The 16,169-nt window shown below is 62.8% G+C and carries 16 protein-coding genes; 9 read left to right on the top strand and 7 right to left on the bottom strand.

Features of this window, described 5'->3' with window-relative positions; all coding sequences use genetic code 11:
- Nucleotides 1-22 precede the first annotated feature (22 nt).
- Nucleotides 23-799, bottom strand: coding sequence for an SDR family oxidoreductase (locus C9427_RS05195; protein WP_107648105.1), 777 nt, complete (start codon nucleotides 797-799; stop codon nucleotides 23-25).
- A 7-nt stretch (nucleotides 800-806) separates the two neighbouring features.
- Entirely contained in the window at nucleotides 807-1,979 is a 1,173-nt protein-coding gene (gene dgoD / locus C9427_RS05190; RefSeq protein WP_107648104.1) for a galactonate dehydratase, read from the bottom strand.
- A 303-nt stretch (nucleotides 1,980-2,282) separates the two neighbouring features.
- Here dgoD and C9427_RS05185 point away from each other — a divergent pair, with 303 nt between their 5' ends.
- The 8 genes from C9427_RS05185 (at nucleotide 2,283) to C9427_RS05150 (ending at nucleotide 10,679) form a co-directional block, all read left to right on the top strand.
- Nucleotides 2,283-3,260, top strand: a complete 978-nt coding sequence (locus C9427_RS05185; RefSeq protein ID WP_107648103.1) for a substrate-binding domain-containing protein — start codon at nucleotides 2,283-2,285, stop codon at nucleotides 3,258-3,260.
- Between the two features lie 136 nt (nucleotides 3,261-3,396).
- Nucleotides 3,397-4,446: a zinc-dependent alcohol dehydrogenase family protein gene (locus tag C9427_RS05180; protein WP_107648102.1), complete on the top strand. Its 1,050-nt coding sequence runs from the start codon at nucleotides 3,397-3,399 to the stop codon at nucleotides 4,444-4,446.
- 3 nt (nucleotides 4,447-4,449) lie between these two features.
- Nucleotides 4,450-5,343 (top strand): aldose 1-epimerase, encoded by an 894-nt coding sequence (locus C9427_RS05175; protein ID WP_107648101.1) that lies wholly within the window; start codon nucleotides 4,450-4,452, stop codon nucleotides 5,341-5,343.
- A gap of 14 nt (nucleotides 5,344-5,357) precedes the next feature.
- The gene (locus tag C9427_RS05170) at nucleotides 5,358-6,347 is read left to right on the top strand and encodes an ABC transporter permease (RefSeq protein WP_107648100.1); all 990 of its coding nucleotides are present in this window, start codon (nucleotides 5,358-5,360) and stop codon (nucleotides 6,345-6,347) included.
- Nucleotides 6,348-6,366: 19 nt separating this feature from the next.
- Complete coding sequence (locus C9427_RS05165) at nucleotides 6,367-7,878, top strand: sugar ABC transporter ATP-binding protein (RefSeq protein WP_107648099.1); 1,512 nt, start codon at nucleotides 6,367-6,369, stop codon at nucleotides 7,876-7,878.
- A gap of 243 nt (nucleotides 7,879-8,121) precedes the next feature.
- Nucleotides 8,122-8,502: a c-type cytochrome gene (locus C9427_RS05160; protein WP_107648098.1), complete on the top strand. Its 381-nt coding sequence runs from the start codon at nucleotides 8,122-8,124 to the stop codon at nucleotides 8,500-8,502.
- A 50-nt stretch (nucleotides 8,503-8,552) separates the two neighbouring features.
- Nucleotides 8,553-9,488 (top strand): heme o synthase, encoded by a 936-nt coding sequence (locus C9427_RS05155; RefSeq protein ID WP_107648097.1) that lies wholly within the window; start codon nucleotides 8,553-8,555, stop codon nucleotides 9,486-9,488.
- A 372-nt stretch (nucleotides 9,489-9,860) separates the two neighbouring features.
- A complete protein-coding gene (locus tag C9427_RS05150) occupies nucleotides 9,861-10,679 on the top strand; it encodes a DUF2189 domain-containing protein (RefSeq protein ID WP_107648202.1) in 819 nt (272 codons plus the stop codon).
- Between the two features lie 88 nt (nucleotides 10,680-10,767).
- Here the strand turns inward: C9427_RS05150 and C9427_RS05145 are convergent, their stop codons facing one another.
- Genes C9427_RS05145 through coxB form a run of 5 tightly spaced genes read right to left on the bottom strand, consistent with a single transcriptional unit; the run spans nucleotide 10,768 to nucleotide 15,288 of the window.
- Nucleotides 10,768-11,166, bottom strand: coding sequence for a cytochrome C oxidase subunit IV family protein (locus tag C9427_RS05145; protein WP_107648096.1), 399 nt, complete (start codon nucleotides 11,164-11,166; stop codon nucleotides 10,768-10,770).
- A gap of 9 nt (nucleotides 11,167-11,175) precedes the next feature.
- Nucleotides 11,176-11,898: a heme-copper oxidase subunit III family protein gene (locus C9427_RS05140; protein ID WP_107648095.1), complete on the bottom strand. Its 723-nt coding sequence runs from the start codon at nucleotides 11,896-11,898 to the stop codon at nucleotides 11,176-11,178.
- Nucleotides 11,899-11,911: 13 nt separating this feature from the next.
- On the bottom strand, nucleotides 11,912-12,616 hold the full coding sequence (locus C9427_RS05135) for a cytochrome c oxidase subunit 3 (RefSeq protein WP_107648094.1): 705 nt from the start codon (nucleotides 12,614-12,616) through the stop codon (nucleotides 11,912-11,914).
- On the bottom strand, nucleotides 12,613-14,382 hold the full coding sequence (ctaD, locus tag C9427_RS05130) for a cytochrome c oxidase subunit I (RefSeq protein ID WP_107648093.1): 1,770 nt from the start codon (nucleotides 14,380-14,382) through the stop codon (nucleotides 12,613-12,615). The genes C9427_RS05135 and ctaD overlap by 4 nt, the downstream gene beginning before the upstream one ends.
- A 21-nt stretch (nucleotides 14,383-14,403) precedes the next feature.
- A complete protein-coding gene (gene coxB, locus C9427_RS05125) occupies nucleotides 14,404-15,288 on the bottom strand; it encodes a cytochrome c oxidase subunit II (protein WP_107648092.1) in 885 nt (294 codons plus the stop codon).
- A 299-nt stretch (nucleotides 15,289-15,587) separates the two neighbouring features.
- On the opposite strand from coxB, the gene C9427_RS05120 reads away from it, so the two are divergent.
- On the top strand, nucleotides 15,588-16,112 hold the full coding sequence (locus C9427_RS05120) for a hypothetical protein (protein ID WP_107648201.1): 525 nt from the start codon (nucleotides 15,588-15,590) through the stop codon (nucleotides 16,110-16,112).
- Nucleotides 16,113-16,169 lie beyond the last annotated feature (57 nt).

Below are 16,169 nucleotides of genomic sequence, written 5' to 3'. Positions count from 1 at the left end.
GGCGCGCCGCGCAACGACGCGGTCAGTCATGATAGAGCACCGAGCGGCCGCCATCGACGACGATGCAGGCGGCGTTGAGGAAGGGCGCCTCGTCGGAGGCGAGGAACAGCGCCGTCATGGCCACCTCCTCGGGTTTGCCGATGCGCTTTTGCGGATGCAAATCATAGGTACGCCGCCGCTCCGCCTCGGGGTCCGGAAACGTGTTCCAGTAGTCGACGGCGATCTGCGTCTCGATGTAGCCGGGCGCGATGGCGTTCACCCGCACTCCCCTGGCCGCGTAGTCGATGCCGAGCGCGCGGGTAAGGCCGAGGAGCCCGTGCTTGGCGACGGGGTAGGGGAAGCAACCTGGGATGATCGAAAAACTGTGCGTGGAGGCGATGTTGACGATCGAGCCGGCGCCCTGGTCGAGCATGGCCGGCAGCACGGCCTTGCTCATGCGCCAGACGCCGTCGAGATCGATGTCGAAGCAGCGCCGCCATTCGGCCTCGCTCGTCTCCAGCGGATCGTGGAAGACGTTGATGCCGGCATTGTTGACGAGGATGTCGATCCGGCCAAAGCTCTCTTTCGCCAGCGCAGCGACGGCTTCGACGGAAGCGGTCTGGCGGACGTCGCACGGCACAAACAGGACGCTTGTCCTGTTTGGCGAAAGATCCTTTGCGACCGCCTCGCCGGTCGCCTCGTCGATCTCGGCGATGACGACCTTCGCGCCTTCGCGATGGAAGACGCGGGCAATCGCTTCGCCGATGCCGCGCCCGGCGCCGGTTATGATCGCGACCTTGTCCTGCAGGCGTCCAGTCATTTCGTCCTCACCAGTCGACGATCGTGCCGTCCGGCATCACGGCGTTCTGCGTGTGCAGCACCTCGGGCGCGAAGGGATGGCGCGCGCAAGCCGCCTCGTCAACCTCGATGCCCAGACCGGGTGCGTCCGGCACCTGCCAGAAACCGTCGACCATGCGGATCGGACCCTCGACCACGTCGAAATACCACGGCACCGCGCCGACCATTTCCTCCTGGATGACATGGTTTGGCGTCGAGACGGCGAAGTGCAGGGCGGCGACGCCGGCGATCGGCCCGAGCGGGTTATGAGGAGCGACGCCGACGCCGACGGCCTCGGCATGGGCCGCGATCTTCTTGGCCTCCGAGAGGCCGCCGCAATGGCAGATATCGGGCTGGATGATGCTGACCGCGCTGGCCGACAGCAAGTCGACGAACTCCGCGCGTTCGACCAGCCGCTCGCCGGTCGCCAGCGGCACCGAGGTGCGGGCGGCGAGCGCCTTCAGCCCGGCCGTGTCGCCGGGCGGCAGCGGCTCCTCGACAAACATCGGCCGGCCGGGGGCGAGGGCGTCGATATAGGCAAGTGCCGCGCCAACCGACGCCGGGCGGCCATGAAAATCGACCATGATCTCAATTCCTGGGCCAACCGCCTTGCGCAGCGCCTCCATCAGCCGCGCCACCTTATCCACATCGGGCAGCGGCGCATGGTAGTGGGTGTAGGGAATGAACACCGCCTTGAAGGCGCGATAGCCTTTCGCGACCACGGCATGCGCGCGCTCGACCAGCGGATCGGTCTCCATCGTCTCGTAGACGGCACGCATGTCGCCAAGGCCGAGATGGGTATATACGCCGACCTTGTCGCGCACCTTGCCGCCAAGCAGACGCCAGACGGGCACGCCGAAATGCTTGCCCATGATATCCCACAAGGCCATCTCGATGCCGGAGATCGCACTCATACCGATGGCGCCGAGCCGCCAGAACGATTGTTTGCGCATGACCCGAACGGCCTGTTCGATGTCGCGAGGGTCGCGCCCGACGATCAGCGGCGCCAGATCCTCGACCGCGCCGACCACGGCCCTTGTCTTCCATTCCAGTGTCGCTTCGCCCCAGCCATGCAGCCCCGGCTCATCGGTCAGCACCTTTACGAACACCCAGTTTCGCATTTCCGCATTGACCACGCGGGTCTCGATGCCTGTGATCTTCACCTGGGAACTCCCGCGCAATCGCTTAATAGATCATATCTATATCGCACGTTAGTCGACTTTGATGGTGCGTTCAACGTCAATTGTGATGCTGCGATGCAGCAAATCTGGCGCAATCCTGCTCTATGGTGCCCCAGAAAGGCGTTGACAGCCGCGCCAAACATAGTATCTATAAATCAGTTTGATCCGATCTAGATGCTAGCGTCGATCTCGGATTGGGCAAGTCCCGTAGGAATAGGTTGCCCGCAGTCCGATTTGGCTGCGGCGCCGCGACGGGCGCAATTCACCATCCGTTGGGAGGACGACATGAAATCCATAAAGCAGTTTGCAATTGCAGCACTTGCGGCGGCCACGTTTGCCTCGGCGGCCGCTCCGGCACTGGCCGATTCGACCGGAGTTGGCGCCATCTATCTCGACGACGTCGGCTTCTATGCCGCCGTGCGCAAGGGCATCCAGGACGGCGCCAATTCGATGGGCAAGAAGATCGACCTGCTCGAGACCAATGCGCGCGCCGATCCCGGCGCAGAAGCCTCTTTCATCGACCGCCTGATCTCGGCCGACGTCAAGGCGATCATCCTGTCAGCCGTCTCCGCCGACGGTTCGGTGCGCGCCATCAAGCGGGCGCATGAGGCCGGCATTCCGGTCGTGTGCTACAACACCTGCATCAACGACGCCGACATGAAGAAATATGTCTATGCCTATGCGGTCGCCGATCCGACGGAGTTTGGCCGCCAGCTCGGCGACGTCGCGGCCGACTATTTCATCGCCCAGGGCATCAAGGAGCCGAAGATCGGCGTGCTGAACTGCGAATTCGTGGAAGTCTGCGTCAAGCGCCGCGAAGGCTTTGAGGCAGCACTCAAGGCCAAGGTTCCCGGCTATGTCATCTCGGCGAACCAGCGCGGCACCGTGCTCGATGATGCCGTGTCGGTGAGCGACCAGATGCTGTCGGCCAATCCCGACATCAACGCTTTCTTCGGCGAGGGCGGCGATGCCGGCACCGGCGCGGTGCGCACCATCAAGCAGCGCGGCCTGACCGGAAAGGTCGTCGTCTTCGCCGCCGACATGACGTCCTCGGCCGCGACCGAACTCGCCGATTTCTCGGTGATGAAGGCAGTCGCCGACGTGTCGGGCCAGGGCATCGGCAAGCTGGCGCTCGAACAGGCGCTGAACGGCGCCGAGGGCAAGAAGGCCGCCGATATCATCGTGCCCATGGGCATATCGATCTTCAAATCGGCCGACGATGCCAAGAAGTGGCTCGAAACCCACAAGGACGGCCTTTCCTGATCGCATCCTCCCCAACCATGCGATGCTGGCCGCCGCATTGCGGCGGCCAGTCCTTTCGGGAACTGACAACTTTTCGGGAAACCGACAATCTCGGATACTGCCCGCGGCCGAAAGAGCCGGGGTCCGGAGCCTGACCATGCCAAAGATGCTTGCCGCCTACCTGCCAGGCAATTCCACTGTCGACCTGCGCGAGATCGACCGCCCGCAGCCGGGCATCGGCCAAGTGCTGCTGAAGATGAAAGCGTCCGGTATCTGCGGCAGCGACATCCACTACATCTACCACAAGCATCTCGGCGACGATCCGCGCACCTCCTATCAGGGCGTGGTGGCGGGGCACGAGCCGGCGGGTCAGGTGGTCGAGCTGGGCGCCGGCTGCCGGCATTTCAAGCCGGGCGACCGTGTCGCCGTCTATCACATTTCCGGCTGCGGCTTTTGCCGCAACTGCCGCAAGGGTTTTCAGATCTCCTGCACCGATCCGCAGCGCGCCGCCTATGGCTGGCAGCGCGATGGCGGCCATGCCGAATATCTCGTCGCCGACGAGCGCGACCTCGTGCATCTGCCCGACACACTGTCCTATCGCGACGGCTGTTTCATCTCTTGCGGCGTCGGCACCGCTTACGAGGCTGTGCTGCGCGGCAATGTTTCGGGCAGCGATGCCGTGCTCGTCGTCGGCCTCGGGCCGGTCGGCATGGCCGCGCTGATGCTGGCCAAGGGCCGTGGTGCGCGCCTGGCAATCGGTGTCGATACCCAGCCCGATCGGGTCGAGACGGCGAGGAAGCTCGGCCTGCTCGATCACGGCCTCGTCGCCGGGCCGGAGGCGCTCGGCGCCATCAATGAATTGACCAAGGGCGGTGCAGCGGTCGCCATCGACTGCTCGGGCAATCCGCGTGGCCGGGTGCTGGCGCTGCAGGCGACGCGCACCTGGGGACGCTGCGTCTATATCGGCGAAACCGGCAAGGTCGAGTTCGACGTCAGCGACGACCTTCTGCACCGCCAGCGGACCATCTACGGCTCGTGGGTGACCAGCGTTCACAATATGGATCAGTGCTGCGAGGATCTCGACGCCTGGGGCCTGCACCCGCACGACATCATCACCGACGCTTTCCCGCTGGAAAAGGCGACCGAGGCCTATGCGCTGATGGCAGGCGGACGCTCCGGAAAAGTCATCGTCGAATTTCCGGACTGAGCGATGGCCGATATCGAAATCGCCAACGAAGCGCTGAGCCTAACCGTCACCACCACCGGCGGAGTGATCTGGCGGTTCCTTTCCCGGTCGGACGGCGTGGAGATGCCGCTGTTTCGCGAGCCACCGCAAGGGCGGGAACGCGCGGCGTTGAAATCGGGCTGCTTTCCGCTGGTGCCTTTCGGCAACCGGGTGCGGGGTAACCGCTTTACCTTCGAAGGCCGTGAATATTCGCTCAAACCCAACATGGACTGGGACAGGCACTATCTGCATGGCGACGGCTGGACCAGCGAATGGCAGATTGTCCGCCACATAGGCACGGAGATCGCACTTGCATTCAGCCATCGCGGCACCGGCACGCCGTACGCCTATGATGCCGAACAACGCTTTTCGATCGACGGCCCCACGCTGACGACGACGCTGTCCGTCACCAACCGCGGCGAGTTCGCGCTGCCGTTCGGTCTTGGCTGGCATCCCTATTTTCCGCTGACGAAAGGGACGACGCTCAAGGCTGCCGCTCGCTCCTGTTGGGACGAAGATTCCTCCTGGCTGCCGACTGTCGAGCATCCGGTCGCCGGCGACATCGACTTCGCCCAGCCGCGCGGCGTGCCGCGCCGCTGGGTGAACACGGTTTTCGAGGGCTGGAACGGCAGGGCTGATATCGACTGGCCGGAGCGCAGGCTTTCGTTGGAGATCGCTGCCGACCCGATCTTTTCCCGCTATCTGGTCTTTGTCTCCGATCCGGCCTTCGATGCCGGCTACGACTATGATTTCTTTTGTTTCGAACCGATGAGCCACAGCGCCGACGGGCATAACATGGCCTCCGGCGGCGGGCTGGTGAGGTTAGGCCCCGGTGAAAGCCTCACGGGCTCCGTTCGCTATACATGCCACCGGCCTTGACGAGGAAGACTGCGATGAGCGCGACCACAACCAACCATCGGCGCGGCTTTCGCCTGTTCGCGCTCGATATGAACGAGATCGGCCTGATCGTCATCCTGCTCGTCCTCTATTTCGGCTTCGGCGCGACCACCAACGGCTTTCTGTCGGCCAACAACCATCTCTCGCTGTTGCGCGACGCTGCTTCCATCGCGATCGCCGCCTGGGCGGTGACGCTGATCATCATCGCCGGCGAGATCGACGTCAGCGTCGGGCCGATGGTCGCCTTCACCTCCGTCTGCCTCGCCTTCATGCTGAAGGCCGATGTCAACGTTGCGCTGGCCATCCTGGCGGCGCTCGCCATCGGCGGCGCGCTCGGCACCTTTGCCGGATCGTTGCGCGCCTATTTCGGGGTGCCGTCCTTCGTCGCCACGCTCGGCCTGTGGAGCGCGCTGCGCGGCATGTCGTTCTTCACCACCAACGCGCTGCCCGTCACCTTTCCCGACAACGCCTTTCTCGACATCCTTGCCGATAACATGTTCGGCATCCCAACCTCCGCCATCGTCATGCTGGTGCTGTTCGCAATCTTTTCCTTCGTCAGCCAGAAGACCGCCTATGGCCGGTCGATCTTCGCCGTCGGCGGGAATGCCAATGCCGCGGAACTCTGCGGCATCAACGTCGCGCGCATTCGTGTGCTGATCTTCACCACGTCGGGCGTGATGGCGGCACTTGCCGGCGTGCTTTTGACCGCGCGGCTCGGCTCCGGCAATGCCGGCACCGCCTCCGGCCTCGAATTCGACGTGATCGCCGCCGTCGTCATCGGCGGCACGGCGCTGTCGGGCGGGCGCGGCTCGATGCTCGGCACGTTGCTCGGCGTCTTCGTCATTACGTTGATCGGGAACGGGCTGGTGCTGCGCGGCATCAATCCGTTCTTCCAGGAAGTGGTGCGCGGCGTCATCATCGTCGCAGCCGTGCTCGCCAATATCCTGGTTACGCGCTATCGCGAACGCCGCATTTTCGGCGCCTGACGGATCGGGAGGACCAGCGATGCAGACCGCCCGCCAGCAGGACCCGCAGCCCTTGGTAGCCGCGGTGCGTGGCGCCACCAAGCGCTATCCCGGCGTGCTGGCGCTGGACGATGTCGATTTCGAGATCGGCCGGGGCGAAGTCCGCGCCTTGCTCGGCAAGAACGGCGCGGGAAAATCGACTCTGATCCGACTGCTGACCGGGGCCACCATGCCCGATAGCGGCGAGGTAACGATCGACGGCGCGGCACTGACTGGTTCTGGCACCCAGCGCACGGTCGAAGCGGCCCGGCTCGGTGTGCGGGCCGTCTATCAGGAACTCAGCCTGATCGTCGGCATGAGCATTGCCGAGAACCTGTTCCTCGGCCGCTGGCCGTCCAGCATGGGCGTGCTCTCCCATGGCGAAATGGAGCATCGGGCGCGCGAGACGCTGGCCCGGCTTGGGCTGACGCTCGATCCGCGTCGGCGCGTCGCGACGCTGAGCCCAGCCGAACGACAACTCGTCGAGATCGCCCGCGTCATGATCGGCGAACCGAAGCTCGTCATCCTCGACGAGCCGACCAGTTCGCTCGCGGCCGCCGAGGTCCAGTTCCTGTTCAAGGCCGTGCGCAGCCTGGCCGCCGCCGGCATCGCGGTGATCTATGTCAGCCATCGTATGAGCGAGATCCGGCAGATCGCCCAGGCCGCCACGGTGATGCGCGACGGCAAGGTGGCAGGGACTGTCGAGGTCGCCGGCGCCGACACCGCCGAGATCATCCGGCTGATGCTTGGCCGCAGCGAACAGGAGGATCGCCTGGTCGGCGAGGCGAGGGGAGGCGATACCGTGCTGTCGGTGCGCGATCTTGCCGTGCCGCCGAAGCTTTCGGGGGTCTCGTTCGATCTGAAGCGCGGCGAGGTGCTGGGTTTTGCCGGCCTGCTCGGCTCAGGGCGAACCGAGCTGCTGAGGGCGATCGGCGGCCTCGATGGCGTGCGCGCCGGCGCCGTGCTGCTCGATGACAAGGACATCACCCGCGCCTCGTATGGCGAGCGGGTCAAGAGCGGCATCGGCATGACGCCGGAAAGCCGCAAGGAGGACGGCATCATGCCGCTGCTCGGCGTCGACGAGAACACTGTCGCCACCGATTTCTCGAAAGTGGCGGTGAGCGGCGTCATCTCGGCATCGAGAATGGCGGAAGCGGCAGGTGACATCGTCCGCCGCATCGGCATCAAGACGGCGCGTATCGACACGCCGGTCGGCACGCTCTCGGGCGGCAACCAGCAGAAAGTGGTGATCGGCCGCTGGGTCTATGCGGGCAGCCGTATTCTGCTGCTCGACGAGCCGACCCGTGGCGTCGATGTCGAAGCGAAGTCGCAAATCTATGCCATCATCCGCCAGCTCGCCGCGGAGGGCAAAAGCATCATCTTCGTGTCCAGCGAGATCGAGGAACTGCCGAAGGTCTGCGACCGGGTCCTGGTGTTGAAGGACGGGAACTTCGTCCAGGAATTCTCCGCACCCGGAATCGAGACCGACACGCTGATGGCCGCCTGCCTCTAACGGGTTTTCGAGGGCGACGCGGCGGAAGAATCCAAGAAGAAGCCAGCACCTGAAGCTACCAAGAGACTGAAATGACACGGCATGATTGGCTTCTGCTATCTGCCGGCCAGATTCTGTGGTATGCAAAATGCCGTAGTTACAGGGAGGAGAAGCGATATTCCGCTTCGTCGAGCAAGGCGCATGCCGGCTCAAGCATCGGCACGCGTGGATCGTCCATATCTTGGCGATCGGTGAGGAGATGCCATGCGCGCAACTGCGTTTTTCGCCGTCATGTCCGTTGCGACTTTGATCACGGGCCAATGCCAGGCGCAGGATGCCGCGGCGGGTGAGAAGGTCTTCACCAAATGCAAGGTCTGCCACGTCGCGGACGAGGACAAGAACAAGGTCGGCCCATCGTTGAACGGCGTCATTGGCCGGACGGCCGGCACGCATCCGGATTTCAAATATTCCGAAGCCATGGTGGCGGCCGGCAAGTCGGGCGTTGTATGGGATGAGCCTACGCTGACAACCTATCTTCACGATCCCAAGGCCATGGTCAAAGGCTCGAAGATGGCGTTTCCCGGCCTCAAGAAGGACGAAGACGTCGCCAATGTCATCGCCTATCTGAAGCAATTCTCAAAGTAACCCGGTTCTTCCGCAGGAAGTAACCCGATTTCATTAGTGGTCGCCTGGAAATGTCGACTAGGGAAAGCCGCCTTGGGGATACCAGCATCCGCCTCTCGGAAGCGACTGCAGCCGATTTCTTCGCGCTTCTGAAACCACGTGTCATGGCGCTGGCTGTCTTCACCGCTTTCGTCGGGCTGATGGTGGCGCCGGAGGCGATGAACCCGGTCATCGCCCTGGTTGCAATCGGCGCAATTGCCGTTGGAGCAGGAGCGGCCGGCGCGCTTAACATGTGGTACGACGCCGATATCGACGCGCTGATGTCGCGCACGTCAAAGCGACCGATTCCGTCAGGCCGCGTCACGCCGGGCGAAGCTCTCGGCTTCGGCCTGGTGCTTTCTGCACTTTCGGTCATGACGCTCGGGGTGCTGGTGGGGTGGCTTGCGGCATCGCTGCTGGCCTTCACTATCTTCTTCTATGTCGTCATCTATACGATGTGGCTGAAGCGCTCGACGCCGCAGAATATCGTCATCGGCGGCGCCGCCGGCGCTCTTCCTCCGGTCATCGGGTGGGCGGCCGCCACTGGCGGCATCGGCATTGAAAGCGTCATTCTGTTTCTGATCGTGTTCCTGTGGACGCCGCCGCATTTCTGGGCGCTCGCGCTGTTCAAGGTCGGTGATTACGCGGCGGCCGGCATCCCGATGATGCCGAATGTCGCCGGACAGGCTTCGACCAGAAAACAAATCCTTGCCTATTCGCTGCTTCTGGCGCCAGTCGCCGTGCTGCCCTGGGCGTTCGGATTCGCGAGCGGATTCTACGGAATCGTTTCGGCTGCATTGGGCGCGGGCTTCATCTGGCACGCCTGGAAGCTTCTGGTCTTTCCCGATCAGGAGACAAAATTCGCAAAAGCGCTGTTTGCCTATTCGATTTTCTATCTTTTTGCGATCTTCGCCATGCTGCTTGCCGACACCATCGCGATGCGCGCGGTCATGTCTGCCGGAAATTGACGGCACGACCAGTCTTTCCTTGGGTACCTGCTGCTTCGAGGCCGGCAGTTGCCGCACGGAAGACATGGGCCGGGGCTCATACGTCACACCGGCAGCGCACAGAATCCCAGCAGCAGCAGAATAACTATGCCGAGGCCCAGTATGAGAACAGTCTTTCCGTCCATGAGCTCTACCTTCGACACGCAAAGAATATCGAAGAAAGGCTTCCAGAGCTAGCCTGACGATATCAAACCTCTCTGACAAAGGGCGACAAATCTCCCGCAAGAGAGTATGTTGATCATGGTGCGGTCGCGATTGTGCGTGGCCAATCACGCCGAACGGTAGCACCATTGAAACTCGCGACCTCGCCGGACCTGATCTGGAGGAATGGTCATGGCAAGCTTTCACGTGATAGCAGGCGCCAGCGAGACGCTGGAGCATACGAAAGTCAGAAAGATCGGTGTTTCCGACCTCTTCGACGCGCTCAGGCGCGGCGTCGACGATTTCATGGTCAAGCCCTCGCATATCGTCTTTCTCTGCCTGATCTATCCGCTCGTCGGCGTCGTGCTCGCGGCCTGGACATCGGGCGCCAACGCGTTGCCGCTTCTGTTTCCGCTGGTGTCCGGCTTCGCGCTGATCGGTCCGTTTGCGGCGATCGGCCTCTATGAGATAAGCCGCAGGCGGGAGGCCGGGCTCGATACGTCCTGGCGGCACGCTTTCGAGGTCAGGAATTCTCCGGCCTTGCCGGCGATCGCGGCGGTCGGGATCATGCTGCTGGCAATCTTCATCACCTGGCTTTTGACGGCGCAGTTGTTCTACCAATATCTCTTTGGCCCGGCTCCGCCGGCATCGATATCCGGCTTCATCAATGAGATATTCGCAACCGGTCGCGGCTGGACGCTGATTATCCTCGGGCACGCCATCGGCTTCGTCTTCGCCGTGGTGGTGTTGTGCACAACGGTCGTCGCCTTCCCGCTGCTGCTCGACCGCGACGTCGGCGCTTACGAAGCCATTCACACTTCAGTGCGGGCGGTGCTGGCGAACCCGATCACCATGGCTGTCTGGGGATTGATCGTCGCCGTCGCCCTGATCATCGGCTCGGTGCCGGTGTTCGCGGGGCTGGCGGTCGTGCTGCCGATCCTCGGTCACGCCACCTGGCACGTTTACCGCAAGGTCGTGGAACCGCCGGCGTCCGCCAGACCGGCGACCTGAAAGAACCCTGCCTTGCCGCATCGGCGAGAGCGCCGGCGCGGCAGGCTGGTTCGAGCGGCGAAGAGCGTCGATCCGGACGCGCCGCGCGTCAGGGGCCGGCGCCGAAGAATGACAGTCGCGTGAGCAGCGTGTAATCCGCTTCGAAGACCATCATTGCCACGAACACCAGCACCAGCACCGGCGGCAGGATGATCGCATAGGTCAGCGCCAGCCGCTCCCAGGCCATATGCATGAAGACGGCAACGATCAGCCCTGCCTTCAGCATCATGAAGATCAGGATCAGCGACCATCTGAGATAGCCGTGGACGCCGAAATAATCGACCATGTAGGAGCAGGCGCTGAGGATGAACAGCCATGCCCAGACCACCAGATAGAGCTTGATCGGATGCTCTTGATGAACCTCCGCTTGGGCGACCCCGGCCGCTGGCGCTTCATGCGCCGCGTGAAGTGCGTGTTGCCCCAGGCCGTTTGCGGTTGCTTCAGCCATATCTGCCTCTCACCAAAGATAGAAGAATGCGAAAATGAACACCCAGACCAGATCGACGAAATGCCAGTATAGCCCCATGATCTCGACATTCTCGTAGTGGCCCTTGCGGCTGGTGAAGAAGCCGGGTCGTCCGGTGTCGTAATCGCCGCGCCAGACCTTTCTCGCCACGATGACCAGGAAGATCACGCCGATCGTCACATGCGTGCCGTGGAAGCCGGTGATCATGAAGAAGGATGATCCGAACTGCGCGGCGCCCCAGGGGTTGCCCCAGGGGCGCACCCCTTCGGTGATCAGTTTGGTCCATTCGAAGGCTTGCATGCCGACAAAGGTCGCGCCGAGCACCGCGGTCAGAAGCATCAGGATCGCCGTCTTGCGGCGGTCGCGGCGATAGCCGAAGTTGACCGCCATGGCCATGGTTCCGCTGCTCGAGATCAGCACAAAGGTCATGATGGCGATGAGGATCAGCGGAACGTTCGAGCCGCCTATATGAAGGGCAAAGACCTCGCTCGGATTGGGCCAGGGCACCCGCGTGGACATGCGTGCGGTCATGTAGGAGAGCAGGAAGCAGCCGAAGACGAAGGTGTCGCTGAGCAGGAAGATCCACATCATGGCCTTGCCCCAGGACACGTTCTTGAACGCGCGCTGATCCGACGACCAGTCGGCGGCGATGCCTTGCCAGCCGGCGGGGCGGGGCTCTGTTTGGCCGATATGCGTCAGTGTCGTCTCCGTCATCAGCCCGATCCCCTTAGGTCAGCAACTGCCGGCAAATGTCGATGAACGTCGCCGCCCAGCCGGCCAGAAGCGCAAAGATGGCGAGCCAGACGAAAAGCAGGAAATGCCAATACATGGCGCAGAGTTCGACGCTGAGGCGAAGCCGCTGCGGCCGCGCGCCGTTCCAGGCGCCGGCGGTCGTTCTGCCCAGCGCCACCAGTCCTCCCAGTATGTGCAGGCCATGCATCCCGGTTATCAGGTAAAAGAAACTGTTGGCCGGATTGGCGGTCAGCAGATAGCCGTCGGCGGTCAGTTCCCGCCATGCCACGAGCTGTCCGACCAGGAAGGCGAGCGCCGTGAGCCCGGCGGTGGTAAGGCCGAGCCTGACTGTGTCGATCTGGCCCTTGCGCGCGGCGACCGAGGCGCATTGCAACGCAACGCTGCTCAGCACCAGCACCCCGGTGTTGAACCAGAGCAGGCGCGGGATCGGCAGCGGCTGCCAGTCCGACAGCTCCATGCGCATGAAGTAGGCGCTGGTGAACAGCGCGAACAGGCAACCGACGACGGCGAGGAAGACGCCAAGGCCGATCTTGGCGGTCGGCAGCGCCGAGCCTTCCATGCCGACAAGGTCCCCGATCACACCTTGTTCGAGCCATGGCTTCGCCATCAGCCGCTGATGGGAAAGCCACCATCCGCCAAAGCCGGCGATCACAGCCAAGAAGACCAGGATGACGCTCATGCCGGCTCCCTGGAGGTGCCGAAGGCGCCCGGCATGTTCTGCGGGATGAAGTCCTCCTTGGCGCCGGGCACGCTGTAGTCATAAGCCCAGCGATAGACGATCGGCAGTTCCTTGCCAAAATTGCCGTGGGCAGGCGGTGTCTGCGGCGTTTGCCATTCGAGCGTCGTCGCCCGCCACGGGTTGCCGCCGGCCTCGCGGCCATGGCGGATGCTCCAGATCAGATTGAACAGGAAGACGATCTGCGCAAAGCCGACAATGAACGCCATGATGGAGATGAACGAATTCAGATGCTGCGCCGACTCCGTCATGACAGTCACGTCGGTCAGTTCGTTGTAGCGCCGCGGCACGCCCATCAGGCCGATATAATGCATGGGGAAGAAAATCAGATAGGCGCCGAGGAACGTCACCCAGAAATGGAACTGGCCCAGCCTCTCGTCCAGCATCCGGCCGGTGACCTTCGGGTACCAGTGGTAGATCGCGCCGAAGATCACGACGATCGGGGCGACGCCCATGACCATATGGAAATGGGCGACGACGAACATCGTGTCCGACAGCGGAACGTCGACGACGACATTGCCGAGAAACAGCCCGGTCAAGCCGCCATTGACGAAGGTGACGATGAAAGCCAGGGCAAAAAGCATCGGTATTGTGAGGTGGATGTCGCCGCGCCACAGCGTCAGCACCCAATTGTAGACCTTGATGGCCGTCGGGACGGCGATGATCAATGTCGTGGTGGCGAAGAAGAAGCCGAAATAGGGATGCATGCCGCTGACATACATGTGGTGCGCCCAGACCACGAAGCTCAGCGCGCCGATGCCGATGATGGCCCAGACCATCATGCGGTAGCCGAAGATGTTCTTGCGTGCGTGGACGCTGATCAGGTCGGACACGATGCCGAAGGCCGGCAGCGCGACGATGTAGACCTCGGGATGGCCGAAGAACCAGAACAGGTGCTGGAACAGGATCGGGCTGCCGCCGCTATGCTGCAATTGTTCGCCCATCTCGACGATCGCCGGCATGAAGAAGGAGGTGCCGAGCGCGCGGTCGAACAACATCATCACGCAGGCGACGAACAGCGCCGGGAAGGCAAGCAGCGCCATGACGGTCGCGGTGAAGATGCCCCAGACAGTCAGCGGCAGGCGCATCAGCGTCATGCCGCGCGTGCGGCCCTGCAGCACCGTCACGACGTAGTTCAGGCCGCCCATCGTGAAGCCGATGATGAACAGGATCAGCGAGACCAGCATCAGCATGATGCCCCAGTCCTGGCCGCCTGGCGTGCCGGTCATGATGGCTTGCGGCGGGTAGAGCGTCCAACCTGCGCCGGTCGGTCCGCCGGGCGCAAAAAAGCTCGCCACCAGAACCAGCACGGCGAGCAGGTAGATCCAGTAGCTCAGCATGTTGACATAGGGGAAAACCATGTCGCGAGCGCCGACCATCAGCGGGATCAGATAATTGCCGAAGCCGCCGAGGAACAGTGCCGTGAGCAGGTAGATCACCATGATCATGCCGTGCATGGTGATGAACTGATAGTAGGCTTCCGGGGTGATGAAGTCGAACGTGCCGGGGAAGCCAAGCTGCAGCCGCATCAGCCAGGACAGCACCAGGGCGACAAAGCCGATCGCCGTCGCCGTCGCCGAATACTGGATGGCGATGACCTTGGCGTCCTGCGAGAAGACATACTTCGTCCACCAGCTATGCGGATGGTAGAGTTCCATTTCCGCGACTTCGGCCGGCGGGATGGCATCTGCAGGCGTGACATCGACCATGGGAGCACCTCCGTGCCCTTTTCAGCGAGACCCGACCGTTTCGAGCTCTGCTGCAATTTCCTGACCTGACGCGATCGTCTTTCCCGGTATCTGGTCGGCCGAGCCCGTCTGCTCAGGCGCCGTCAATTGCGCGAAAGTCTGCTGTTCACCGAGCCAGGCCAGATAGTCTTCCTGGCTATCGACCATGACCACACCATGCATCAAGGAATGCCCCTGGCCGCAAAGTTCGGCGCACAGGACCTGGAAGGTTCCGGTCTTGGTCGGGGTGAACCAGAAATAGGTAACGGAGCCCGGGATCATGTCCATCTTGGCACGGAATTCCGGCACATAGAAATCATGCAGCACATCGATCGAGCGGAGCAGCATCTTGACCGGCTTGCCGACCGGCAGGTGCAGATCGGCCGCCTCGACGACGACATCGTCCTGGCCATTGGGATCGCTGGCGATCACGCCCAGCGGATTCTCGGGCGTGACGTCACGGGTGTCGGATGTGCCGAGCTTGCCGTCCTTGCCGGGCAGGCGGAAACTCCACTGCCATTGCTGGCCGACGACTTCGACATCGGTCGCGTCGCTCGGAACATTGACGAAGCGGTTCCAGACGAACAGGCCCGGAACCAGCAAGGCGGTGACTCCAGCCGCGGTGACGACCGTCAGCCACCATTCAAGCCGCTTGCTCTCCGGTTCATACGCCGCCCGGTTCCCTTCACGATGACGGAAGCGGAAGACGCAATAGGCCATGAATAGGACGACGGCGGCGAAGACGACGCCGGTGATCCAGAAGGTAATGATGATGGTGTTGTCGATATAGTCCCAATTGGAAGCAATCGGCGTCCACCACCATGGGCTCAGGAAGTGGAACAACACTGAGCCCACGACAATCAAAACGAGTACAAGCGCTATGGCCATGTCCCGTTCCTCCCGACATTTCAGGGGGCGCGAAGCCGTCCCGGGAAAATGCCTGTTGCATCATAGCTTGATTTGCCGTCGAAATTCTAGTGCGGTCTTCGGATCGACCGAAAAAGCATAGCAATGATGTGGAAAAGCCTGGGAAGGCTACATCGAAGAACAGGTTGCCAAAGACCGCCTTCTTCGTTGTGGCGCCGCGGCAACAGGCATCCGGGCAAGTGAGAGGTAGCGACTGGCGATACGAAGCCTTGATCATTATCTGCGCTGTGTTGCGAAGCGCAGGGCTGCTGGAGGCATCGTTGAGGTTACTCGTTGGTATCGGAGGCGCGATCGCCACGGCATTGCTGCTTGCCTCGGTCTGCGGCGTCGCCCAGGCCGGCGCCGCGCTCGACAATTGGCGCTTCGACGAGGGCAGCGACGGCCTGGTCACGGCCTCGCTCTATGCCACCAACAAGCTGATCACCGGCGGCGGCGCCTTGAGCTACAGCCCGGTGCTGACCATCGCCTGCCGCAAGGACGGTGAACCGCGCTGGAGCGAATGGCTGCATGTGAACGATGCCGTCTCCGCCAGAGGCACGATCACCATGTCGGTGACCGCCGACCAGGGCAAGAAGGTCAGCGAAAGCTGGGCGGTCGGCACGCGCGGCAGGATGCTGGTCCGCGATGGCGCCGACGGCGTCAGGCGCCTGGTTTCGGCGAACCGGCTGCTGCTATCCTGGCGGTTCGGGCTGCTGTCGGGGCGAGGCGAGGCCGATTTCGACCTTGCCGGGGCCAGCGAGGCCGTCGGCCAGATCGCCGGCACCTGCAATGCTGAATTGCCTTGAGCAACTCGGCAGCGGTCGCTTTCACTTAGGGAGATTGCAGCGATCGATGCGCCGCGA

Origin of the sequence: Mesorhizobium helmanticense (genome assembly GCF_003034915.1) — a bacterium.
In the GTDB taxonomy this organism is placed as follows: domain Bacteria; phylum Pseudomonadota; class Alphaproteobacteria; order Rhizobiales; family Rhizobiaceae; genus Mesorhizobium; species Mesorhizobium helmanticense.
Note: the sequence above shows the minus strand (reverse complement) of the source record. Positions and strands in the feature narration are given on the sequence as shown.